The organism is Ensifer meliloti, assembly GCF_030064585.1.
Lineage (GTDB): Bacteria > Pseudomonadota > Alphaproteobacteria > Rhizobiales > Rhizobiaceae > Sinorhizobium > Sinorhizobium meliloti.
In genome coordinates this window covers 429107-451606 of sequence record NZ_CP120365.1, presented here as the reverse complement: position 1 = coordinate 451606, position 22500 = coordinate 429107, and the positions used below count along the sequence as shown (strand labels likewise).

Here is a 22500-nt window from a genome sequence, read left to right as displayed (position 1 = left end):
GTGCCTGTAAAGTTGGTGTCATCTTCCACTAACTCGATAGACGGCTGCTCAGCCCGTTCAAACTGTTCGCTTAGGACGGCTGAGGGTAGCCACGACCCACATCGGTGCGCGGCGATGGAACCATGGCATGGTTTTGTTACTCTACGCACCCGCGAGGCTATCAGGCGTCCCCAACAGATGTATACCTATGCCTGGGCCTGCCAGTAAACCAACATCCGTTCGGCTGTGCATTGAATCTGCTTGCATGTGCAGCTGGAAAGCATTTTTCAAGAAACGGGTGAGAGACAATGTCACAGCGGCTCAACTACGCACAGTTATCGCCTGAACATTTTAAAGGTCTGATGGCCTTCAGCAATGAGGTCAGGAAAGGTTCGATCGAGCCGTCGATCCTCGATCTTGTCGATATTCGAGCATCACAGCTCAACGGCTGCACATTTTGCCTCGATATGCACTCGAAGGAAGCGACAATTCACCAGGAGCGGCCTCTTCGCCTCCACCATATCGCATCCTGGCGGGACTCCAATTTGTTCAGTGCGCGCGAACGAGCAGCGCTTGCATGGACTGAAGCGCTGACCAAACTTCCGGACACCGGCGTTTCTGATGAGCTTTACGAACAGGTGCGAGAACAGCTTTCGGAAAAAGAAATCTCGGATCTCACGTTTCAGATCATGTCCATCAATGCATGGAATCGAGTGAGCATTGCGGTGCGCGCCGTTCCGGGTTCTGCGGACAAGGCGTATGGGCTTGACAAGGCCGGCCTGGTGTAAAGCGTTTCGGCAGCAGGAGATCCGCGCCGGTCTCCTGCATTTCCAGAAAAACGCTGCCATCTCAAACAATAGCTCGAAGATCGGTATCGTGCTGGCTTGCTGCTTTGCTCTTTCGACGTGCACTGAACACGGACGATGAAGGTGTGGCGGCGCGCCGGCACCATGAACATCCGGGGTCGCGAGCCGCCCGCGCTACGGCTGACGCCGGGCAAAGGTCCGTTTGAAAGCGTCCCGATTCTGTCTCGAATGGCTGAAGGCGCGGCGCACGATCAGCCCACTCCTAAACCTAAGTTTGGATTACTGGCTTCCGAGGGCGACTGTAATGGTGTTTGAGCCGTCACGAGAGAAGCGCTCGAAAACGACAATGTCCAGAACACGCCTCGTGCGCCGATTCCATGGCCATACGCAACTTCAGCGAACACCAAATGGCCCGTGGCGAGATCGTCCAAGCAACACAGGAGTGCATCATGTCTCAGCCACTAGCAGAAGCCCCTACGTCGGGTCCGCAGCAGCTAAAGATTCCCTCGGAGAACACCTTTCATCCCGGTAAACAGGGCACCAGCGAGCTCGTTCCGTCCCGTTATGCGGTGCGGATCGGCGAAATCGACGTGATGATCGTCAGCGATGGGGTCCTGCCGCTTCCAACGCAAATGTTGGGACATAATGCCGACCCTGCGGCTCGGGCGTCATGGATGGAAAACATGTTTCTGCCGCCGGATGCTTTCGACTGGCCACTAAACGCAGTGGTCGTGCGCAGCGGCGAACAAACCATCCTCCTGGACGCCGGACTGGGCCTTGACCCGGACCTGAATTTGCCGCGGGCCGGACAGTTGGTTAAGCGGCTGGAGGCAGCCGACATTGATCTCGCCTCCGTGACCGACCTCGTACTCACCCATCTGCATATGGATCACATTGGCGGACTTGTGGTCGAAGGGGTGAAGGAAAAGCTGCGTCCTGACCTCCGGATACATGTAGCTGCCGCTGAGGTCGAATTCTGGGAGGCCCCCGATTTCTCCCATACCAGCATGCCGCAAGGGTTCCCGGACGCACTCCGGGCGACGGCCAAGCGATTTCTGAGCGAATATCGCAGCCATCTTCGACCATTTGACGAGGAGCGCGAGGTTGCGCCGGGCGTCGTTGCCCGTCGGACCGGTGGGCACACTCCGGGTCACTGTGTGATCCGCATAGCATCCGGAGGGGAAGGGCTCACCTTCGCCGGTGATGCTGTGTTCGCCGTCGGTTTCGACCAGCCGGACTGGCATAACGGCTTCGAGCATGACCCGGAAGAGGCGGCTCGTGTACGGATCGAGCTTTTGCGGCAGCTGGCGGCGAGCGGCGAGCTCTTAGTGGCCACTCATCTGCCGTTCCCTTCCGTTGGCAGGGTGGCGGTCGCTGGCGATGCTTTTCGTTGGGTACCGGTTTTCTGGGATTACTGACAGCGATCGTATTTCCGTTTGTACTTGTCGATTTAGTAAGGCCCGGCAACTGCCGGGCCTTACTTTGAATCTGTGTTTTCCCCTGTGGCTTCGGTCCAAGCGCCATGCTGATCTTTTCAGCGTTCAACCGAAGGCAAATGGCAGCCACACGAGCACAAAGGCGGAGATGATGATCACTGCCACCGCAATCAATTCACCTCTTCGTCCCATCATCTACGGCCATTCGGAAATTACGTCGCTAACTCGGGGCAAACAGCAGAACCACAGCGATAACGATCAACAGCGGCCCCATCCAGCGAAAATGCCTTGTGAGTTGAACGAGCCACGGCATTTGAGCGTTCGTCTGAACGAAGCCAAAGCCTGCCGCTGTCATCCAGAGACCGGCGCCAAACATGATCATTTGATCGATATTGGCCATTTGTCGCAGGTTCGAACGTGTTACTTGGTCGGCTTCACAAGCGAGATGACCCGCGGCTTAGACGGCGCGTCCAGCCATTCGATCCACGTGTCTCGTTCCTCGATCGTGTCGAAAAACCGCCAGAGCTTGTATTCTTCTTCGGTGGTGTCCAGCATCTCGCCAACGGTCACGAGTTCCAGGGGCAATGTCACCTCGTTGCCGTCGAACCGCACGAAATAGAGTCCCTCGGCAGCAAGACGGATCACTTGACCAGTGGAGTAACTCCCATCGGGGGCGTCCATCGTGAAGTACATGCCGGTCAAGGTCTCAAAAATTTTGCTGCTCATCGGTTTCACATGCCAGTTCAAGAAATGGGAATCAGAGATTCGCCCAGGCCGCCGGCAAACGCAAGAGATCACTATGATAGATGAGGGCCGACGGGCCCAGCGCTAACTGGGAGGCAATAGAGCGCGAGTATGGCGTCGGCAAGGGCGCAGTGGTGAGCGCGCAGGGATTCGAACCCTGGACCTACTGATTAAAAGTCAGTTGCTCTACCGGCTGAGCTACGCGCTCCCATACCGGGCTTTGAGGCCCGGCGGAGTGGCCGGACATATGCACGCAGGCTTTGCGCCGGTCAACCCAAAAATTGCATTAAGGCCTGAGTTTATAACGGCTGCTGCGAGATGGGTAATGGCGTTGAAGCTCTGGTCGGTTTTGTTGGTACGCCTGGCGCGATGCACTTGAATTCCTTGAGTGCCGACTGCCTGGCCTAGGAAAGCTTTCGGAGGACTGCAATGTCTCCTCACCCTCATTTCTGTGCTTGTCACAGAGATCCAGCAGCGCCGCGTCTGCGGGCGCTGGAAGAGTTCTTTCAGACCAAGGACTTGGTCTGGCCGGATCCCTGTGACGAGCACAGGGATGAGGAAATGAAACAAGTCGCGGCGGGTATCCCGCATCTCAAGAGGCCTAAACCATGATTATGGATTCGGAGCGAGCGGCTGCGCGGCGGACCGCTCGTCTTCGGCGCGGCTATGGCTCCGTGCGGCAAAATGATCGCCAAAAGGTGATTGGTTTCGCTCCATACATGCGGGTAAGAAGGCGGCAAGTCGAGTGCCGGAGTTCTGATACCTTGTCGATTGCAGATATTTCCATCTGGACCGCCGTTCTTGCAGGTGCTCTGTCCTTTCTCTCGCCCTGCGTCCTGCCCCTGGTGCCGCCTTACCTGTGCTACATGGCAGGCGTTTCCGTCGATCAGTTCCGGGACGGAAATGCAGTGGCAACCGCAAGCACGCGCAGGGCCGTGCTGCCGGCGGCGTTGTTCTTCACGCTCGGCTTTGCGACGGTCTTCGTGGCGCTCGGGGCGGGCGCCTCTTCGATCGGTCTTTTGCTAAGGCAGCATCTCGATCTTCTTTCGCGCATAGGCGGGATCATCATCATCATCATGGGGCTGCATTTCCTCGGGGTCTTCCGGATCGGACTGCTTGCCCGCGAGGCACGTTTCCAGGGCGGCAAGCCGGCGACCCTGTCGGGAGCCTATGTCATGGGCCTTGCCTTCGCCTTCGGCTGGACACCGTGTATCGGCCCGGTACTCGGCACCATCCTGGGTGTTGCCGCCGCGCGCGATACGGTCGCCGACGGCGCTGCTCTGCTGGCGATCTATTCGCTCGGACTCGCAGTACCGTTCTGGATCGCGGCGGGCTTTTCCAGTGCCTTCATGCGTTTTCTTTCGCGTTTCCGCCGCCATCTGGGGCTCATCGAAAAGCTGATGGGCGCTCTGCTCGTCGCCGCCGGCCTTGCTTTCCTCTTCGGTTTCGTCAGTTCCGTCGCGATCTGGTTCCAGCAGACCTTCCCAATTCTCTCCCAAATCGGCTAAGCACGCCCTGGCTACAGCTTCCGGACGGGAACGTTACCCACCTTTCCGGGAAGCGCTGAGTCTTTGAACAACGCACTTCCGGACGGAAAACCGCTACGCATTTTTCCTGGAAGCGCTTCTGCAGCGGCGAGGGAGATCATGGCGGAAATCACGGGTCTGGTGCTGCCGTTCTTCGGCCTCATCTTTCTCGGCTATCTGACGGCGCGCCTCGTCGACCATCCGGGCGAGGCGATGGGCTGGCTGAACACGTTCATCGTCTACCTGGCGCTGCCGGCGCTCTTCTTCAAGCTGGTATCGCGCACGCCGGTGGAAGAGCTTACCCGTGCCGATTTCATCCTGACCAGCGTGGGCACGACCTATGTCGTCTTTGCGCTGATCTTCGCCATAGGGCTGTTCCTGCGCCGCAATACGGTTGCCGAGGCGACGATGCAGGGCTTCGCCGGTGCTTATGGCAATATCGGCTACATGGGCCCCGGTCTGGCGCTGCTGGCCCTCGGGGAGACGGCGGCCGTTCCTGTAGCGCTGATCTTCTGCTTCGAGAATGCAGCGCATTTCACCGTCGCTCCGGCGATGATGGCGGCTGCGGGCGGCAGCAAGCAGAAGCCGGCAGTCGTCGCACTCGGTATTGCGCGCCGAATAGCGTTTCATCCATTCATCCTGTCGACCTTTGCCGGCGTCGCCGCGGCTTTTCTCTCTTTCGAACCCCCGCTGCCGCTGCAGCGGCTTATCGACTATCTGGCGCAAGCGGCGGCGCCTTGCGCCCTTTTTGCGATGGGGGTCACGCTTGCGCTGCGCCCGCTCAAGCGTATTCCTGCAGAGATCGGCTACATCGTTCCGGCGAAGCTCGTGCTTCATCCGGTGCTCATGTACCTGGCGCTCAGCCTTGGCGGTGCCTACGATCCCATCTGGGTACAGACAGCCGTGCTGCTCGCCTCCTTGCCGACCGCAACCAATGTCTTCGTGATCGGCCAGCAATACGGCGTCTGGCAGGAGCGGGCATCGGCGACGATCCTCATCACGACGTTGCTTTCGGTCGCGACGGTGACCGGCCTGCTTTATCTGATACGCTCAGGCGCTCTTCCGGCGGATCTGTTCCCGTAAACCCTCCTTGAACGCCTGCAGCGCGCTGCCGGGATGTATTCCCTCGCGCATCAAAAGTCCGCGCAACGGCCCCGCAGAGGAGAGGAGATGCAGGCCGGCCGCACGCAGGGCCTGCACCGGCAGGAAATTGGAGAGCAGCGAACGGTTGAGCAGGTCGACGCTCGCCGTTCGGCTGAGAATGTCGGCGCGCCGCCGGCCATCGAAGCGGTCGCCTGTGTCTGCCGGCAGGCGGCTGCCGGTTGGCCGGCCGATGAGATCGACAAGGGTCATGATGTCGCGAAGACTGAGGTTCAGCCCTTGGGCCCCGATTGGTGGAAATGCATGGGCGGCTTCGCCGACGAGCAGGGCGCGACCCTTGCCGAAACGACGGGCGGAAAGGCCGGAAAGCGGAAATGATTGCGGCATTCCCTCCGTCGTGACTTTGCCGAGAATCGACTGCATTCGGTCCTCGATGGTGCGCGAGAGGACGTCCGGTGCAAGCGTCAGCGTCTCCTCGGCGTCCCGGGGCTTGCGAACCCAGACCAGGCTCGAGCGGTTGCCGGGAAGAGGCACCTGCGTGAACGGACCGCCCTCCGTATGGAACTCGGTCGAAACGTCCTGGTGCGGCAGTTCGTGGCTGAAATTCAGGACGATAGCGGCCTGCGGATAGGACCAGGTGCGAACGCCGATCCCGGCGGCCTCGCGCACCGCCGAGCGTCGCCCGTCTGCGCCGACCACCAGGTCGGCAGTGATCGAGCGGTCATCGCCAAGACCGATCCGAACCTCTGCGCCGTCAATGTCGAATCTCGTTGCCGCGGCGGTCGCACGCTCGAGCGTCGGCAGTCCCGCTTCGTGCCGTTCCAGAATCTCGAGGAAGGGCGCGTTCGGAATGTTGTAGCCGAAAGCATCGAGGCCTACTTCGGAGGCGCGGAAATTGACCGGAGGCGCCCGAAAAAGCCGCGTGGTCCCGTCGAGGATGCGAATGGCGACGAGCGGCGCAGTCAGCGGCTCGACCTCACCCCAAAGATCGAGCTTCTTCAGATATTCGATCGACTGGTCCATGAGCGCGGTGGTGCGGCCGTCGGCGATGGCAGGCCGCGGGCCGACGAGCGCAACGCGGTGACCTTCGCGGGCAAGAGCGATCGCCGCCAGAGAGCCGGCAAGCCCCGCGCCGATAATTGCGATGTCATAGTGATCCATGGCCGACAGGACCTCCCATGCGGTTGCCCGCCTTCGTCTCGATATCACAGCCTGAAGTGCCCGCATTCATCCGAAGCCCTTCAGCGTGTTGCTTCGTGCCCGCATCTTCGGGCGACATGCATTAGTTCTAGTCGCTTAGCCCATTGAAATAAATGGGCAGATTCAGCGCAGGGGCACGCGCCGCATGTCCACAGGACAATGCCGCCCCAAGGCGACGAACGTTTGGAATTTGCTGGCGATGCTCGGCAAACGGTGCATATTACGGCCAAAGCGGTGCCGGTGCTGAAATAGCGGCTGACCGGCGGCGCAGAGGGACGGGACAAGGGACAGGGCGGCTTCGCACATGAAGTTCTTCAATTACAGACGCGTTCCTTACGCGGAAATACGCGCCTTTTCCGTGCATATCCTCACAGCGTCCGGATCGTTCCTGGCCTTCCTCGGTGTCGTCGCTGCGGCAGAGCACCGCTTCGTCGACATGTTCTGGTGGCTCGGTCTGGCCTTGCTCGTCGACGGCATCGACGGGCCGATCGCCCGCAAGGTCCAGGTCAAGGAGGTGCTGCCCAACTGGTCCGGCGATACGCTCGACAACGTCATCGACTACGTGACCTATGTGCTGCTGCCGGCCTTCGCGCTCTACCAGAGCGGCATGATCGGCGAACCCTGGTCGTTCGTGGCCGCCGGCGCGATCGTGGTTTCCAGCGCTATCTACTATGCGGACATGGGAATGAAGACGGACGAGTATTTCTTTTCCGGATTTCCGGTCGTCTGGAATATGGTCGTCTTCACCCTTTTTGTGATCCAGGCGAGCGAAGTCACTGCATCGATTGTCGTTTTCCTATCGGTGATATTGACGTTCCTGCCGATCAACTTCCTGCATCCGGTGCGTGTGAAAAGGCTGAGGCCGCTCAATCTCGGCATCTTTCTCGTCTGGTCGGTGCTCGGAATGTATGCGTTGCTCCTGCATTTCGAGACCCCGCCCTGGGTAGTGGTGGGCGTCGTGGCAACCGGGCTTTACCTCTACGTCATCGGTTTCATACTGCAGATCTTCCCGAAACTCGGGCGTGCCTGAGCGCGATCGGTAGGCTCGGCGCGAAATCATTGCAATCGGTTAGGAGTTGGACATGGCACAGGCGATCGTCGTTCGCGAACTTGGCGGACCGGAAGTTCTGAAGATGGAGGGCGTTACGCTGGCGGCGCCCGGACCCGGCGAAGTGCAGATCCGGCAGGTGGCGATCGGCCTCAATTTCATCGACGTCTACTTTCGCACCGGCCTTTACAAGTCGGCGACCGGGCTTCCCTTCATTCCGGGCAAGGAAGGCGCCGGAGTAGTGACTGCAGTGGGTGACGGGGTGAGCATGTTCTCGGTCGGCGACCGCGTCGCCTACGCATCCGCTGATGGCGCCTATGCCAGCGAGCGCAACGTAGACGCCTCGCAACTCTTGAAGGTGCCGGAGGGAATCAGCCTCGAGACGGCGGCTGCGATGATGCTCAAGGGCATGACCGCGCAATACCTTCTCAACCAGACCTTCAAGGTGGGCCCGGAGACGACCTTGCTCTTTCACGCCGCCGCCGGCGGCGTCGGGCTCATTGCGGGGCAGTGGGCCAAGGCACTTGGTGCGACGGTGATCGGAACGGCCGGATCGCAGGAGAAGATCGATCTGGCTCTTGCCCATGGCTACGACCACGTCATCAACTACCGCACGGACAATTTCGTCGAGCGCGTCAAGGACTTGACCGGAGGGCGCGGCGTCGACGTCGTCTATGATTCCGTTGGGCGCGACACCTATCCGGCCTCGCTCGACTGCCTGAAGCCGCGCGGCCTCTGGGCCAGCTTCGGCAATTCCTCCGGGCCGGTGGATGCTTTCAACATCGGCATCCTGGCGCAGAAGGGTGCGCTCTATGCGACGCGCCCGACGCTCTTCACTTACGTCGCGACCCGGCCGGCCCTGGAGGCATGTGCAAATTCCCTGTTTGATGTTGTGCAAAGCAACAAAGTGCGTATCAATATCAACCAGAACTATCCGCTCGCCGAAGCCGGTCGGGCGCATACGGATCTCGAAACAAGAAAAACAAGTGGAACGACATTGCTGATTCCCTGACCGAAGCCTTACGGCGCCGGCGTCTTATCGGACGCGAAGGTCGCTGTAGTCTTCACGTTGCTGCAGGTTCCTGTCGATTGATCGGGTACGATCAAAGCAAGCGTGCAGTAAGGCGGGCGGGGATCGAAGAGGGGAAAGAGGGCAGCGTGCCTGAAAAGGGACAAACCGCGAGCGGCCCGCTGCTGGCCGTTCGCAACCTTACGAAATTGTTCGGCTCGTTCGCGGCCTGCAATGCAATCGATCTGCAGATAGAACCCGGAGAAATCCACGCGCTGCTCGGCGAGAACGGCGCGGGAAAGTCGACGCTGGTGAAGATGCTGTTCGGCGTGCTCGCGCCGAGCGCCGGCGAGATCATGTGGCAGGGGGCGAATGTCCGCATCGCCAGCCCGAGCGACGCCCGCCGGCTCGGCATCGGCATGGTCTTCCAGCATTTCTCCCTGTTCGAGGCCCTGACGGTCGCCGAGAACATCGCCCTTTCCATGGACCGGGCCGTTTCGCTCGCCCGCGTCGCCGAGGAGGCGTCACGGCTGTCGCGCATCTATGGCCTGCCGCTCGATCCGAAGGCACATGTCGCCGATCTCTCCGTCGGCGAAAGGCAGCGGATCGAAATCGTCCGGGCTCTCCTGCAGAACCCGCAGCTCATCATTCTCGACGAACCGACTTCGGTGCTGACGCCGCAGGAAGCGGACCGCCTTTTCGAGACGCTGCAGAAACTGCGATCGGAGGGGCGTTCCGTCCTTTATATCAGCCATCGTCTCGAGGAAGTGCAGCGCATCTGCGACCGCGCGACGGTGCTGAGACACGGTAAGGTAACCGGCGCCTGCGATCCGCGCGCGGAAACGCCCGCCTCTTTGGCAAGAATGATGGTCGGCAGCGATGTCGCGGTCGTCACACCGGAGGGCACGAGCACCAGAGGCGACGTGCAATTGGAGGCGCGGCATCTTACGGTCGCGGCGCGCACGCCCTTTGCGGTCTCGCTGAAGGACATCTGCCTGAAGGTCAGGGCGGGCGAGGTACTGGCGATCGCGGGAGTGGCCGGCAACGGGCAGAGCGAGCTTTTCGACGCGCTTTCGGGCGAATATCCGTTGGCCGACGACGATGCCATCCAGATCCGCCAGCGGCCGGTCGGGACCAGGAACATCAATGCGCGCCGTCTGATGGGCGCCGGATTCGTGCCGGAGGAACGCCATGGGCACGCCGCGGTCTCGGCGCTGTCGCTCTCCGACAACCTTGTGCTCGCGCGCAGCCAATCGGATCGCCGGGCTTTCCTCGGCGGCGGCGCACTGAAGATCATCCGCCACGGCGCCGTCAAGGCGGCGACGAAGCGGATTGCCGAGGCGATGGACGTGCGCAAGAGCGGCGAGGACCCGCCGGCCGGTTCGCTGTCGGGCGGCAATCTGCAGAAATTCATCGTCGGACGGGAACTCGACCGGCAGCCGGCCGTGCTCGTCGTCAACCAGCCGACCTGGGGCGTCGATGCCGGGGCGGCGAGCCGCATACGCCAGGCCCTCGTGGATCTCGCAAAGGCCGGTTCCGCCGTGCTGGTGATCAGCCAGGACCTCGACGAGATATTCGAGGTGGCGACGGAGATCGCAGTGATCAGCGACGGGCGTCTTTCCGATCCCTATCCTGCCCGCGAACTTTCGCGCGAAAAGATCGGCCTCCTGATGGGCGGCATGCATGGCCAGGCGCAAGGCCAGGCCGAAGGCGAGGGAGCGGCGCATGCGCATTGAACTCGAAAAGCGCGCGAAGGCCTCGACGCTGTTTTCCATCCTTTCGCCGTTCATCGCATTTGCGCTGACCATCGTCTTCGGCGGCGTGATGTTCGCACTTCTCGGCAAGAATCCGGTAACCGCGCTCTACAGCTTTTTCGTGGAGCCGCTGAGCGAGGTCTGGTCGCTGCACGAACTCGCGATCAAGGCGGCGCCGCTGATCCTGATCGGCGTCGGGCTCTCCGTCTGCTTCCGCTCCAACAACTGGAACATCGGCGCAGAGGGTCAGTTCATCATGGGCGCAATCGCCGGCTCGGCCCTGCCGGTACTCTTCTACGATTGGCAGTCACCGTTGATATTGCCGCTGATGATGCTTCTCGGCATGCTTGGCGGAGCGCTCTTCGCGGCGATACCGGCCTTCCTGAAGGCGCATATGAATACGAACGAGATATTGACGAGCCTGATGCTGGTCTATGTGGCCCAGCTCTTTCTCGACTGGCTCGTGCGTGGCCCTTGGCGCAACCCGCAGGGCATGAACTTCCCGGAAACGCGAACGTTCGGCGCGGATGCGATCCTTCCCGAAATGCTCGCCTCGGGGCGTACGCATTGGGGTTTTGCCTTCGCGATCATCGCGGCGGTGCTGGTGTGGTTCATGATGCGCTATACGTTGAAGGGCTTCGAAATCACCGTTCTCGGCCAGTCCGAGCGGGCAGGGCGCTTTGCCGGCTTTTCCTCGCGCAGGATGATCTGGTTCTCGATGCTGTTTTCCGGCGCGCTGGCGGGGCTCGCCGGCATTTCGGAAGTGAGCGGCGCCATGCAGCAGCTGCGTCCGGTGATCTCGCCCGGTTACGGATTCACCGCTATCATCGTCGCGTTCCTCGGCCGGCTCAATCCACTCGGAATCGTGGCCGCCGGTCTCGTCCTGGCGTTGACTTATCTCGGCGGCGAGGCCGCGCAGCTTTCGATCGGCGTATCCGAAAAGGTGACGCGCGTCTTCCAGGGGCTGCTGCTGTTCTTCGTGCTGTCTTGCGACGCGCTCATTCACTACCGCATCCGGCTGGTGTGGGACCGCTTCGCAGCGGTCAGGACGGAGGAGGCGCACTGATGGGCATAGTCGAAGCAATCCTCTTCAGTGTCATCACGGCTGCGACGCCGCTGGTCCTCGCCGCCCTGGGCGAGCTCGTCGCCGAGCGGTCCGGCGTGCTCAACCTCGGCGTCGAAGGCATGATGATCATGGGAGCTGTCTGCGCCTTCGCGGCGACGCAGCTCAGCGGCTCGCCCTATGTCGGAATTCTTGCCGGAATCGCTGCCGGGGCCGTGTTTTCGCTGCTGTTCGGCTTCCTGACGCTGACGCTTGTTGCCAACCAGGTAGCGACCGGCCTGGCGCTGACTCTCCTCGGGCTCGGCGTTTCCGGGATGCTCGGAGAGAGTTTCCTCGGCATGCAGGGGATCAAGCTGCAGCCGATCGCGATCCCGCTCCTGTCGAAGATACCCGTCGTCGGACCGCTTTTGTTTCGGCAGGACGCCATATTCTATGCGTCGGTCGCGATCGTGGTGGGCGTCCATCTGTTTCTGTTCAGGAGCCGTGCGGGATTGAAGTTGCGGGCGGTGGGCGACAGCCACGCCTCGGCCCACGCCCTCGGCGTGAACGTCATTCTCACCCGCTACCTGGCCGTTCTGTTCGGCGGCGCCTGCGCCGGACTTGCCGGCGCGCAACTGTCGCTCGTCTACACGCCTCAATGGGTGGAGAACATGTCGGCCGGCCGGGGCTGGATCGCGCTGGCATTGGTGGTTTTCGCCTCGTGGCGGCCCTGGCGAGTCGTCGCCGGAGGATATCTCTTCGGAGCCGTATCGATCAGTCAGCTTCATGCCCAGGCCTTCGGCATCGGCATTCCCTCGCAGTTTCTCACTGCGCTTCCTTATCTCGCGACGATTGTCGTACTCATTCTCATATCGCATAACCGGCGCATGACCCTGATCAACACGCCGGCATCGCTCGGCAAGCCGTTTGTGCCGGACCGGTGAAGAACAACAGCCAGACGGACATTTCTCAAACCGACAGAGGTCAAAAATGAAAAAACTACTCGTCGCCCTCGCAACCACCGTCGCCGTGCTCGGCATCGCGCCGGCCGCAAGCGCTCAGGAAAAGGCAAAGATCTGCTTCATCTATGTCGGCTCGAAGACAGACGGCGGCTGGACCCAGGCCCACGACATCGGCCGCCAGGAGCTCGAAAAAGAACTCGCCGACAAGATCGAAACGCAGTTCCTGGAAAACGTGCCGGAAGGTCCGGACGCCGAACGCGCGATCGAGCGCCTGGCGCGTTCCGGCTGCGGCCTGATCTTCACCACCTCCTTCGGCTTCATGGATGCAACGATCAAGATCGCGGGCAAATTCCCGGATGTGAAGTTCGAGCACGCGACCGGCTACAAGACCGCGCCGAACGTCGCCACCTATAACAGCCGTTTTTACGAAGGCCGTTACATCCAGGGCCAGATCGCCGCGAAAATGTCCGAAAAGGGCGTTGCCGGCTATATCGCCTCGTTCCCGATTCCCGAGGTGGTGATGGGCATCAACGCCTTCGTCATCGGTGCCCGGGCGGTCAATCCGGATTTCAAGATCAAGGTCGTATGGGCGAACACCTGGTTCGATCCGGGCAAGGAGGCGGACGCCGCCAAGGCGCTCATCGATCAGGGCGTCGATATCATCACGCAGCATACCGACACGACCGCGCCGATGCAGGTCGCCGCCGAGCGCGGTATCAAGGCCTTCGGCCAGGCATCCGACATGATTGCCGCCGGCCCGCAGACGCAATTGACTGCGATCGTCGATACTTGGGGCGCCTATTACGTGAAGCGCACCAAGGCCTTCCTCGATGGAACGTGGTCGACGACTTCGAGCTGGGATGGTCTGAAGGACGGCATCCTGACCATGGCGCCCTACACCAACATGCCTGATGACGTGAAGGCGATGGCGGAAGCGACGGAGGCGAAAATCAAATCCGGTGAGCTGAAGCCGTTTACCGGTCCGCTCAACAAGCAGGACGGCAGCCCGTGGCTGAAAGAGGGCGAAACTGCCGACGACGCGACGCTGCTCGGCATGAACTTCTATGTCGAAGGCGTCGACGACAAGCTGCCGCAATAGTCGAACGTCCGAAACACGGCAACCCCGCGCCTCGTGCGCGGGGTTTTCTATAGTCCGACCCGGCCTACCTGCAGCTCTCTGCAGGCCTTTCAGGAATCGTCTATTCGATCTAGTGTTGATCGTCGCCGGCAAGAATCACGCTGACGATGAGGAGTTTCCTGGGGAGGATTGGTTGAAGAGCGTGCTTGAGACCGTGATATCCGGCACGCCGAAGCGGACGAGCCATGCACAGGTCGTGGATCAGCTCGGCAAGGCGATCGTTTCGGGCGAGTTCCCGGTCGGCAGCATTCTCCCCGGAGATCCTGAATTGGCGCTGCGTTTCCGCGTCTCGCGGACGGTACTGCGCGAAGCGATGAAGACCCTTGCCGCCAAGGGCATGATCGTACCGCGCGCCCGGATCGGCACACGCGTCACGCCCCGCAAGGAGTGGAACCTCTTCGACAGCGACATTCTCACCTGGCACTTCGCCTGCGGCGTCGACGAGGATTTTCTCTATCATCTGAGCGAGGTGCGGCTGGCCTTCGAAACGCATGCCGCGGCACTGGCGGCAAGAAACGCATCGGACGCGGAAATCGCGGGGATGATGCGGCTCGCCGTCGCCATGGGCGAAGCGAATCACACCCCCGAGAGTCTCGCCGTAGCGGACCTCAAGTTTCATCTCTCCGTCATCGAAGCGTCCGGCAATCCCTTTCTGCGTACCGTCGGCGGCTTGATCGAGGCAGCCCTTGTGGGCGTCTTCAAGCTCAGTTCGCCGACCGCCGAGAAAGGCGGTATCGACGAGGTTGCGCGCAACCATATCCGCATCGTCGAGGCGATCGGCAAAAGGGACGAGGCGGCTGCACGCCTGGCGATGGAGCACGTGATCAAGGTGGGGCGTGCGCGTATCCGTCAGGCGCTGAGCGGAGGCAAGGCGAAGGCTTGACCGGGACCTCGTCGCGCACCTTAGCTCCTGCCGTGAAATCCTGCAGGTGACCTTGCCCGAACTTGCGGCTTAGCCTATCTGGGATGGGGGCAGTCGCGAGGCCGCCCCTTTTTCAACGGTGAACCGGAGACTATGTTCGAGCTTCTTGTCATTTTCCTTCTGCTTTTGATCAACGCTTTCTTCGCGTTGTCGGAAATGGCAATCGTTTCGGCAAGCAAACCGCTGCTTCGTCAGATGGTGAAGCAGGGCAACCGGCGCGCGGAGGCCGCGCTCAAGCTCGCCGAGGACCCGGGCAAGTTCCTGTCGACGGTACAGGTCGGCATCACCCTTGTCGGCATCCTCGCGGGCGCCTATGGCGGCGCGACGATCGCTGCCAAGATTGCGCCGTTCCTGAACGACATCGGCTGGATCAGCCCTTACGGCGACACGATCGCGGTCGCACTGGTCGTCACGCTGATTACATTTCTGTCGGTGGTCATCGGCGAGCTCATCCCCAAGCAGCTGGCGCTCCGAAATCCCGAAGGGCTGGCCATGTTCGTCGCCGGTCCGATGGCGCTGCTTTCGCGTATCGTGGCGCCGGTCGTCTATATTTTCGAAACGGCGGCCTCTATCGCGATGCGGCTCATGGGCATGAGGCCGGAAGATTCCGATCGGGTCACCGAAGAGGAAGTGCAGGCCATCATGGCGGAAGGCGTCGAAAGCGGCGCCATCGAGAAGAGCGAGCACGAGATGCTGCGGCGAATCATCCGCCTCGGCGACCGCAACGTCAAATCGATCATGACACACCGTACAGAGGTGAGTTTCATCGACGTTCACGACAGCCTGGAGACGATCGGGCAGAAGATCCGGCAGTTCGGCCACTCGCGTTATCCGGTGATCGACGGCCCATCGGGTGATGTCATCGGCGCGGTCCTTGCCAAGGAGATATTGAATGTTGCGCCGGCCGCGCCTTTCAACATCCGCGATTATGTCCGCGAAATTCTTACCCTGCCGGAGACGGCCTCCTGTCTGAAGGCGCTCGAAGCCTTCAAGTCGTCCAGTATCAATATGGCGATGATCGTCGACGAGTACGGGAGCACGGAGGGGATCATCACCACCGCCGACATCCTTGAGGCCATCGTCGGCGTCATCCCTTCGAATTATGATAATTCCGAGCACGCCCTCATTCGCCAGCGCGACGATGGCAGCTATCTCGTAGACGGACGGACGCCGATCGATGAAATCCACCTCCAGATCGGCATCGATGGAATCGACGCGGACGGCGATTTCGAAACCATAGCCGGCTTCCTGGTGCAGCAGTTGCGCAAGACTCCGGAGGAGGGCGACACCGCCCAGGCGCACGGCTATCGCTTCGAGGTGATCGACATGGACGGCCGACGCATCGACAAGATCCTCGTCAGCCGGGCCGGTGAGGCACTCTCATGACGCGGGTTTCCGCGACATTCCGCCTCTCAACTCGTCAGAATCGATCACATTCATGATTTCAGGCCGATCCGACCTAAAATCACCGTGATCCGCCTGGAAGTAGTCCAGGATGGATGCGCGCAGGCGATGCAGATGGCAGCGAAGGCGGAGAATCGTAACGGACGCGGGAGACTCTGGAGGAGAGCGGCGTGGGGCGCGGCCGCAGCGCTTATGCTGCTGCCCTTGCTCGCGATGCAGGTCACGGAGGAAGTGGCCTGGGATGTCGCCGATTTCGCTATCTTCGCAGCCATGCTGATCTCCGCAGGCGGCGTCTACGAGTTGTCAGCGAGGTTCTCGGCCAGCAGCGCATACCGCGCCGCCATCGGCCTTGCGCTCGCGACAGCATTCCTCCTGACGTGGGTGAATCTCGCCGTCGGCATCGTCGGGACCGAGGATGACCCCGCCAATCTCCTCTATGGCGGCGTGCTGGCGGTCGGCATCATCAGCGCCTTCATTGCGCGGTTCCGACCGGCCGGAATGGCACGTGCTTTCTTCGCAACGGCGCTCGCGCAGGCGCTGGTCGCCGCGGTCGCGGTGGCCGCAGGAATGGGTTACCCGGCAAGTCCGCCGCTGGAGATCCTTGCCGTCAATGCCTTGTTCGCAATGCTCTGGCTCGCATCGGCTTCGTTGTTTCGGAAAGCAGCGCGGGAAAAAACTCCCGCCGGCAAGGCGCCGTAGCTCAGCTCTCCAGCCTTTTTCGCCGATCGCTGATCGTTTTCGCCACCGCGACGTCAAGTCAGGCGGGATCTCTGAGCCTGAAAACGCTGCATGCTTCTCCGCTCGCGGCTTCGGGAGCACCCGGTCGCCGCACGATCAGCCCATCGGATTGCGCGAAAATGCTGACCATGGACGAATCCTGGCGCGGGAAGGGATGCGCTACGAGCGAACCGTCCGCCTCGAGCGTGAGGCGGGCACGTATATAATCCTGGCGCCGGTCATTGGCCGGCAGCGTTGCGGCGAGCCGTGCATCGACCAGTCTCGAACGGGGCGGCAGATGCGCAAGCTTGCGCGTCAGAGGTTCGAGGAAGAGCAGGGCGCAGACGAGGCTCGAAACGGGGTTTCCCGGAAGGCCGAGCACCGTGACGCCGTCGAGATCCCCGACCATCAGCGGTTTTCCCGGTCGCATGGCGATGCGCCAGAAATCAAGCGTCATGCCGCAGCCGAGAAGCGTCGACTGGACGAGATCGTGATCGCCGACCGAAGCTCCTCCGAGGGTGACGAGCACGTCCACCTGGGCTGCCTGTGCCTTGGCGACGGCGCCGGCGATCGCTGTCCGATCGTCGCCGACGATGCCGAGATCAAGAACGTCGGCCTCATTGTCGCGGGCAACCGCAGCGATCCCGAAACTGTTCGAAGCGATGATCTGGTCGGGGCCAAGGGAACTTCCCGGCGGCAACAATTCGTCGCCCGTGGCGATGATTGCGATTTTCGGTCGCGCGAAAACCGGCAGGTCCCGATGATTCATGCCGGCCGCGAGCGTCAGGCGGCCGGCGTCGAGTGCGCTGCCGGCGGAAAGCGCGACGTCACCCGCCAGGAAATCCTGGCCCGCCAAACGGATGTGGCGGCCCTTTGCCGGCGCAAATAGGGTGCGGATGCGTCCGTCCGGAAGTTTTTCCGTGTCTTCCTGAATGATGACGGTATCGGCGCCTGCGGGTACCGGCGCGCCGGTAAAGATGCGTACGGCCTCCCCGCCTTTCACGTCGCCGCGAAAACGGCGTCCTGCGGCCGACTGGCCGATAACGGAGAGCTCCGCTCCGACTTCGGCGATATCCTCGTGGCGGACGGCATAACCATCCATCGCGGAATTGTCGAAAGGCGGGTGAGTCAGCTTGGCCGCTACGTTCTCGGCAAGCACCCGTCCGAGGCATTCATGCAGCGCAACGCGCTCCGTCCGTCGCAGCGGATTGGCCCTGGCCAAAATTCTCTGTAGTGCTTCCTCGACCGAAAGAAGCGACATCAGCGCATCTCTCCCGCGCGGTGATAATCGCCGGAGCGCCCACCCGACTTGCTGACCAGCCGCACGCCGCCGATTTCCATTTCCCGGTCAGCGGCCTTGGCCATGTCGTATATCGTCAGGCAGGCGACGCTGACGGCAGTCAACGCCTCCATTTCGACACCCGTCCGTCCGGTCAGCTTCGCCATTGCCTGGACGCGCAAACCGGGAAGGGCGTCATCCGGCGTGATATCGACGGACACTTTCGTCAGAATCAAGGGATGGCAGAGCGGAATGAGGCTGGATGTCTGCTTGGCGGCCATGATGCCTGCGAGCCGTGCGGTCGCGATAACGTCGCCCTTCTTGGCATTGCCTTGACGAATCAGTGCCAGCGTCTCCGGCTTCATCCTGACGAAGCCCTCCGCGACAGCGACGCGGACCGTCTCGGCCTTGTCGCCGACATCGACCATGCTGGCTTCGCCGGCGCTGTCGATATGGGTGAGGGCCGGCCCGCTCATCACTCTGCCGCCAGGATGCTTGCCGAGCCGGTCAGCAGCGCACGAGTCGCCGCCTCTACGTCGTCCTTCCTCATCAGGCTTTCACCGACCAGGAAGGTGGTAATTCCGCTCTTCTCGAGGCGTCGGCAGTCTTCGTGCGTGAAAACGCCGCTTTCCCCGACCAGGAGACGGTCTGAGGAAACCATCGCCGCAAGCCTTTCGGAGACGGCGAGGTCGACCTCGAACGTCCTGAGATTGCGGTTGTTGATCCCGACGAGCGGGGATGACAGGCGAAGTGCTCGTTCCATTTCCTCCGCGTCGTGCACTTCGACGAGGACATCCATGCCGAGTGCAAATGCGGCTTCTTCCAGCCGGCGCGCATCATCGTCGCCAAGCGAGGCCATGATTAGCAGAATGCAATCGGCGCCCCAGGCGCGCGCTTCGAAAACCTGATAGGTGTCGAACATGAAGTCCTTGCGCAGAGCCGGGAGCGGGCAGGCCTCGCGTGCCTTCGTCAGGAACTCCGGCGCGCCCTGGAAGCTCGGCGCGTCGGTAAGGACGGAGAGGCAGGCAGCGCCGCCCGCGGCATAGGCCTTCGCCAGTCCCGGAGGATCGAAATCCGGGCGGATCAAACCCTTCGAGGGGCTCGCCTTCTTGATTTCAGCGATCAGCCCGAACTCGCCTTTGTCCCGCCGGGCCGCAAGCGCGGCGTGGAAACCGCGCGGCGCAGACTGATCGGCGGCCCGCGCCTTCAACTCTTCGAGCGGAACGCGCGCTTTCGCGGCGGCGATCTCCTCTCGCTTATAGGCTTCGATGCGGCGCAGGATATCCGTCATGTCTTCTCCTCAAGCCGCGTTCGAGACGGTGATCAACCGCTGCAAGGCGACCTTGGCGCCGCCGCTCGAAAGCGATTGCCGGGCCAGCGCCATGCCTTCGGACAGGTCGCCGGCGCGCCCTGCTATCATCAACGAAGCGGCGGCATTCGCAAGGGAAATGTCCCGGTAGGCGTTTTCCGCACCGTCGAGAACGGCCTGCAACGCAGCGGCATTATGGGCTCCGTCTCCGCCCTTCAAGGCATCGAGCGACACCCGTTCGAGGCCGAAATCGGCCGGCGTCAGCTCGAAGTTGGTGATCGTGCCGTCCTTGAGCGCGGCCACTTTGGTCACGCCGGTCGTGGTAATCTCGTCGAGCCCTTCGCCATGCACGACCCAGACGCTTTCCGAACCCAGATCGCGGAGCACTTCCGCGAGCGGGTCGACCCATTGCGGCGCGTAGACACCGACGAGCTGCTGCCTGACGCCGGCAGGGTTGGCGAGGGGGCCGAGCAGATTGAAGATGGTCCTCGTTCCGAGTTCCACCCGCGTCGGACCGACGTGGCGCATGGCCGAATGGTGCTGCTGGGCGAACATGAAGCCGAGACCGGCTTCGGCAATGCAGCGCGAGATCACCGCAGGCCCGATATCGAGATTGACCCCGAGGCACGAGAGCGCATCGGCCGTTCCGGACTTCGAGCTGAGCGCACGGTTGCCATGCTTGGCGACCGGTACACCGGCACCCGCGACAATCAGCGCGGCCAGCGTCGAAATGTTGTAGGTACCGGCACCGTCGCCGCCGGTGCCGACGATGTCGATCGCACCGTCGGGCGCTTCAACGGGCAACATGCGTGCGCGCATCGCGCCGACCGCACCCACGATCTCGTCGACCGTTTCGCCGCGCACCCGAAGCGCCATCAGAAAACCGCCGATCTGCGATGGCGTGGCGGCTCCGGACATGATGATCTCGAAGGCCGCGCGCGCATCTTCGCGACTCAGTGCCTCGCGCGCTGCGACTTTGGCGACGAACGGCTTCAAATCACTCATGAGTTCGCTTCTCCGTCGTCACCGTTGCGCCAGTGCCGTTTCGGCAAGCGACTGGTTGATCGAAACGCCATAGGCAGTTTGCAATGTGGAGACCATCTGATCCAGGATGTCGTCACCGCTCGCGCGCGCAATAGCTTCGATTTGGCCGCTGTCGTTGTCGAGGGCGTCGGCAGGCGCTTTCTCTTCGACCGCCGTAACCTGCATGAGCACCTGGCCGTCGCCGCCGATCCCCGGGGCGTTGGCGACGTGGCCGTTCGGACCGCCGAAGGCCGCGATCACCGCGGCAGGGCTCAGGGTCGCATCGTTGGTCGCGCGGGCCAGCCCAGTCTTGGTCTCGACGACAAGGCCAAGTTCGCTTGCGATATCGGCGAGCTTGGCGCCCTTTTCGATACGTTCCTTGAGTTCCTTGGCCTTGGCGGCCAGTGCCGCGCGCTGCTGTTCCGCGGTCCAGTCGGCGGCCACTTCGTCGCGAACTTCGTCAAGCGTGCGGTCCCGGGCCGGAATGATTTCCTCGACGTCGAACCATGCGGAGCCGTCCCGCCCGATATTGACGGCAAGCGTATCCGTTCCAACATCGGCCTTGAAGACTTCCTGGAGAAGGGCGCGCGGTTCCGGAAGATCCTTCACGTCGTCGCCGTTTTGATCCTTGCCGGAAGCGTCGACGGCGTCGACCGTGACGAGCTTGAGCTTCAGCTGTTCGGCGATCTCCTTGACGGTCACGCCGCCGGCGCGTTCGTCTTCGATCTTGTCATGAAGACCGACGAGCTGCTCGCGCGCGGCGTCGAGGGCGATTTCCTTGCGCAATTCTTCCTTGACTTCGTCAAAGCTGCGAACGGCATCGGGCCGGATGTTGGTTACGCGCAGGATGACCGGGCCGAACGCACCTTCGACGACGGGCGTGGTGCCGCCATCCTGGGCAACGGCAAAGGCTGCGTCGGCAATCTTTGCGTCTGGCATGCGCTCCTTGGTGAAATCGCCGAGGAGTACATCTGCCGACGTCTTGCCCTCGGCCTTGACCAGATCGTCGAAGGAGGTGCCGGCGGCAAGCTTGGCGGCCGCGGCGTCGGCGGCCTCGCGCGACGGGAAGGTGAGCTGCTCGACCGTTCTCGTGGCCGGCGTGCGGTAGCTCTCCTTGCGCTTCTCATAATCGGCGCGAAGCTCTTCCTCGGTCACGGCGTCCGGTGCGGCCAGGTCCTCGGGCTCCAGCTTGATGTAGCTGATCTTGCGGTATTCCGGAGCGCGATAGTTCGCCTTGCGGCTTTCGAACCAAGGCGCGAGCACGTCGTCGCCCGGCGTTTTGACCGCGTCGATATTTGCGTTGGAGAGCAGAAGATAGTCGATCGTGCGCGTCTCGTGGCGGTACTTGCCAATGGCGTCGACGAGTACCTTGGGCGCCGTGTAACCGTCCGTGAGCGCATCGACGATCTGCGATCGAACCGCGACCTGGCTGCGGTTGTTGATGTAATCCTGCTCGGTCAGACCGGCATTGCGCAGCACGCTCGAAAATGTCAGACGGTCGAACTGCCCGTTGGCGCCGTGGAAGGCCGGGTCTTCGCCGATCAGCCGCGCAAGCCTGTCTTCCGAAAGACCGAGATTCATGTCGGTAGCGAGCTGGTCGAGTGCAGCACCCGCGACGAGCTGGGCGTAGACCTGGTTCTCGACCCCGAAGGCTTGGGCCTGCTGGCGCGACAAAGGCGTACCGAGCTGGCGCGAGAGCAGGGCGACCTGCCGTTCGTAAGCCAGGCGAAAGTCGCTCGCCGACACCTTGACGTCGCCGACGGTGACCACCGCGTTGGGCGTGTTTGGCACCATCAATGTCTGACCGCCCCACACCATGAATGAGAGGATGAGAAGGGCCAGCAGGCCTTTGACGACCCGCGTCTGGGCAGCGTTTCTCAGGGAGTCGAGCATGGGGGCAGAAAACCTCGTTGGGATGCGCTGGCATTACGCCGAATGAATTCGTTCCTTAGAACAAACCAGAGAGGAATTGAAGGCCGGTTCGTCGCAAATTGCGGCCGGCGGAGTTGAACTTGCCAACCCGTCGCCATGGCCGCGCGCCTCAGGGCTCCCGGGGCATTCAAGAGTAAAGGCTGCGAAAGGCGCTAACGACGAAGGCAAT

General features: G+C 61.9%; 21 protein-coding genes and 1 tRNA gene. 13 read left to right on the top strand and 9 right to left on the bottom strand.

The genetic code is table 11. The features are described 5' to 3' along the window. The first annotated feature begins 287 nt into the window (after positions 1 to 287). Positions 288 to 767 (top strand): carboxymuconolactone decarboxylase family protein, encoded by a 480-nt coding sequence (locus tag PZL22_RS09250; protein WP_003533202.1) that lies wholly within the window; start codon positions 288 to 290, stop codon positions 765 to 767. A gap of 467 nt (positions 768 to 1234) precedes the next feature. Further along, positions 1235 to 2203 carry an MBL fold metallo-hydrolase gene (locus tag PZL22_RS09245; RefSeq protein ID WP_033049006.1) on the top strand — a complete coding sequence of 323 codons (969 nt, stop codon included), beginning with the start codon at positions 1235 to 1237 and terminating at the stop codon, positions 2201 to 2203. 238 nt (positions 2204 to 2441) lie between these two features. Here PZL22_RS09245 and PZL22_RS09240 read toward each other — a convergent pair whose 3' ends face one another. The 3 genes from PZL22_RS09240 to PZL22_RS09230 all read right to left on the bottom strand — a co-directional run bounded on the left by PZL22_RS09240 (position 2442) and on the right by PZL22_RS09230 (position 3173). Next, complete coding sequence (locus PZL22_RS09240) at positions 2442 to 2621, bottom strand: hypothetical protein (RefSeq protein WP_003533206.1); 180 nt, start codon at positions 2619 to 2621, stop codon at positions 2442 to 2444. Between the two features lie 20 nt (positions 2622 to 2641). Next, positions 2642 to 2947, bottom strand: a complete 306-nt coding sequence (locus tag PZL22_RS09235; protein ID WP_010969388.1) for a hypothetical protein — start codon at positions 2945 to 2947, stop codon at positions 2642 to 2644. Positions 2948 to 3097: 150 nt separating this feature from the next. Continuing rightward, positions 3098 to 3173 (bottom strand) — tRNA-Lys (locus tag PZL22_RS09230). 556 nt (positions 3174 to 3729) lie between these two features. Here PZL22_RS09230 and PZL22_RS09225 point away from each other — a divergent pair. Both PZL22_RS09225 and PZL22_RS09220 read left to right on the top strand, forming a co-directional pair. Further along, positions 3730 to 4473, top strand: coding sequence for a cytochrome c biogenesis CcdA family protein (locus tag PZL22_RS09225; protein WP_003533210.1), 744 nt, complete (start codon positions 3730 to 3732; stop codon positions 4471 to 4473). Between the two features lie 138 nt (positions 4474 to 4611). Beyond that, entirely contained in the window at positions 4612 to 5574 is a 963-nt protein-coding gene (locus PZL22_RS09220; RefSeq protein WP_003533213.1) for an AEC family transporter, read from the top strand. On the opposite strand, the gene PZL22_RS09215 is transcribed toward PZL22_RS09220, so the two are convergent. After that, entirely contained in the window at positions 5542 to 6753 is a 1212-nt protein-coding gene (locus PZL22_RS09215; RefSeq protein WP_003533215.1) for a UbiH/UbiF family hydroxylase, read from the bottom strand. The genes PZL22_RS09220 and PZL22_RS09215 overlap by 33 nt on opposite strands. Positions 6754 to 7096: 343 nt before the next feature. On the opposite strand from PZL22_RS09215, the gene pcsA reads away from it, so the two are divergent. The 9 genes from pcsA (at position 7097) to PZL22_RS09170 (ending at position 16770) form a co-directional block, all read left to right on the top strand. After that, a complete protein-coding gene (pcsA, locus tag PZL22_RS09210; protein ID WP_003533217.1) occupies positions 7097 to 7822 on the top strand; it encodes a phosphatidylcholine synthase in 726 nt (241 codons plus the stop codon). A 52-nt stretch (positions 7823 to 7874) separates the two neighbouring features. Further along, entirely contained in the window at positions 7875 to 8852 is a 978-nt protein-coding gene (locus PZL22_RS09205; protein WP_003533218.1) for a quinone oxidoreductase family protein, read from the top strand. Between the two features lie 146 nt (positions 8853 to 8998). Beyond that, positions 8999 to 10585, top strand: coding sequence for an ABC transporter ATP-binding protein (locus tag PZL22_RS09200; RefSeq protein ID WP_003533224.1), 1587 nt, complete (start codon positions 8999 to 9001; stop codon positions 10583 to 10585). Beyond that, complete coding sequence (locus PZL22_RS09195; RefSeq protein WP_010969385.1) at positions 10575 to 11669, top strand: ABC transporter permease; 1095 nt, start codon at positions 10575 to 10577, stop codon at positions 11667 to 11669. Before PZL22_RS09200 ends, PZL22_RS09195 begins: the two co-directional genes overlap by 11 nt. Next, a complete protein-coding gene (locus tag PZL22_RS09190) occupies positions 11669 to 12589 on the top strand; it encodes an ABC transporter permease (protein WP_003533228.1) in 921 nt (306 codons plus the stop codon). Before PZL22_RS09195 ends, PZL22_RS09190 begins: the two co-directional genes overlap by 1 nt. Before the next feature lie 46 nt (positions 12590 to 12635). Further along, on the top strand, positions 12636 to 13706 hold the full coding sequence (locus tag PZL22_RS09185) for a BMP family ABC transporter substrate-binding protein (protein WP_003533231.1): 1071 nt from the start codon (positions 12636 to 12638) through the stop codon (positions 13704 to 13706). 172 nt (positions 13707 to 13878) lie between these two features. Continuing rightward, positions 13879 to 14628, top strand: coding sequence for a FadR/GntR family transcriptional regulator (locus PZL22_RS09180; protein WP_033049008.1), 750 nt, complete (start codon positions 13879 to 13881; stop codon positions 14626 to 14628). A 132-nt stretch (positions 14629 to 14760) separates the two neighbouring features. Next, positions 14761 to 16053, top strand: a complete 1293-nt coding sequence (locus PZL22_RS09175; protein ID WP_003533234.1) for a hemolysin family protein — start codon at positions 14761 to 14763, stop codon at positions 16051 to 16053. A gap of 126 nt (positions 16054 to 16179) precedes the next feature. Beyond that, entirely contained in the window at positions 16180 to 16770 is a 591-nt protein-coding gene (locus PZL22_RS09170) for a hypothetical protein (protein ID WP_033049001.1), read from the top strand. A gap of 58 nt (positions 16771 to 16828) precedes the next feature. Here PZL22_RS09170 and PZL22_RS09165 read toward each other — a convergent pair whose 3' ends face one another. From PZL22_RS09165 to PZL22_RS09145, 5 genes are read right to left on the bottom strand one after another with little or no spacing between them, the layout of a single operon-like run. Then, positions 16829 to 18049: a molybdopterin molybdotransferase MoeA gene (locus tag PZL22_RS09165; RefSeq protein WP_003533236.1), complete on the bottom strand. Its 1221-nt coding sequence runs from the start codon at positions 18047 to 18049 to the stop codon at positions 16829 to 16831. Then, positions 18049 to 18543, bottom strand: coding sequence for a cyclic pyranopterin monophosphate synthase MoaC (gene moaC / locus PZL22_RS09160; protein WP_003533238.1), 495 nt, complete (start codon positions 18541 to 18543; stop codon positions 18049 to 18051). The genes PZL22_RS09165 and moaC overlap by 1 nt, the downstream gene beginning before the upstream one ends. Further along, positions 18543 to 19358 carry an indole-3-glycerol phosphate synthase TrpC gene (gene trpC / locus PZL22_RS09155; RefSeq protein WP_003533241.1) on the bottom strand — a complete coding sequence of 272 codons (816 nt, stop codon included), beginning with the start codon at positions 19356 to 19358 and terminating at the stop codon, positions 18543 to 18545. Before trpC ends, moaC begins: the two co-directional genes overlap by 1 nt. A 9-nt stretch (positions 19359 to 19367) precedes the next feature. Next, positions 19368 to 20381 (bottom strand): anthranilate phosphoribosyltransferase, encoded by a 1014-nt coding sequence (trpD, locus tag PZL22_RS09150; protein WP_003533254.1) that lies wholly within the window; start codon positions 20379 to 20381, stop codon positions 19368 to 19370. Between the two features lie 18 nt (positions 20382 to 20399). Beyond that, entirely contained in the window at positions 20400 to 22292 is a 1893-nt protein-coding gene (locus PZL22_RS09145) for a peptidylprolyl isomerase (protein WP_003533255.1), read from the bottom strand. Between the last annotated feature and the right edge of the window lie 208 nt (positions 22293 to 22500).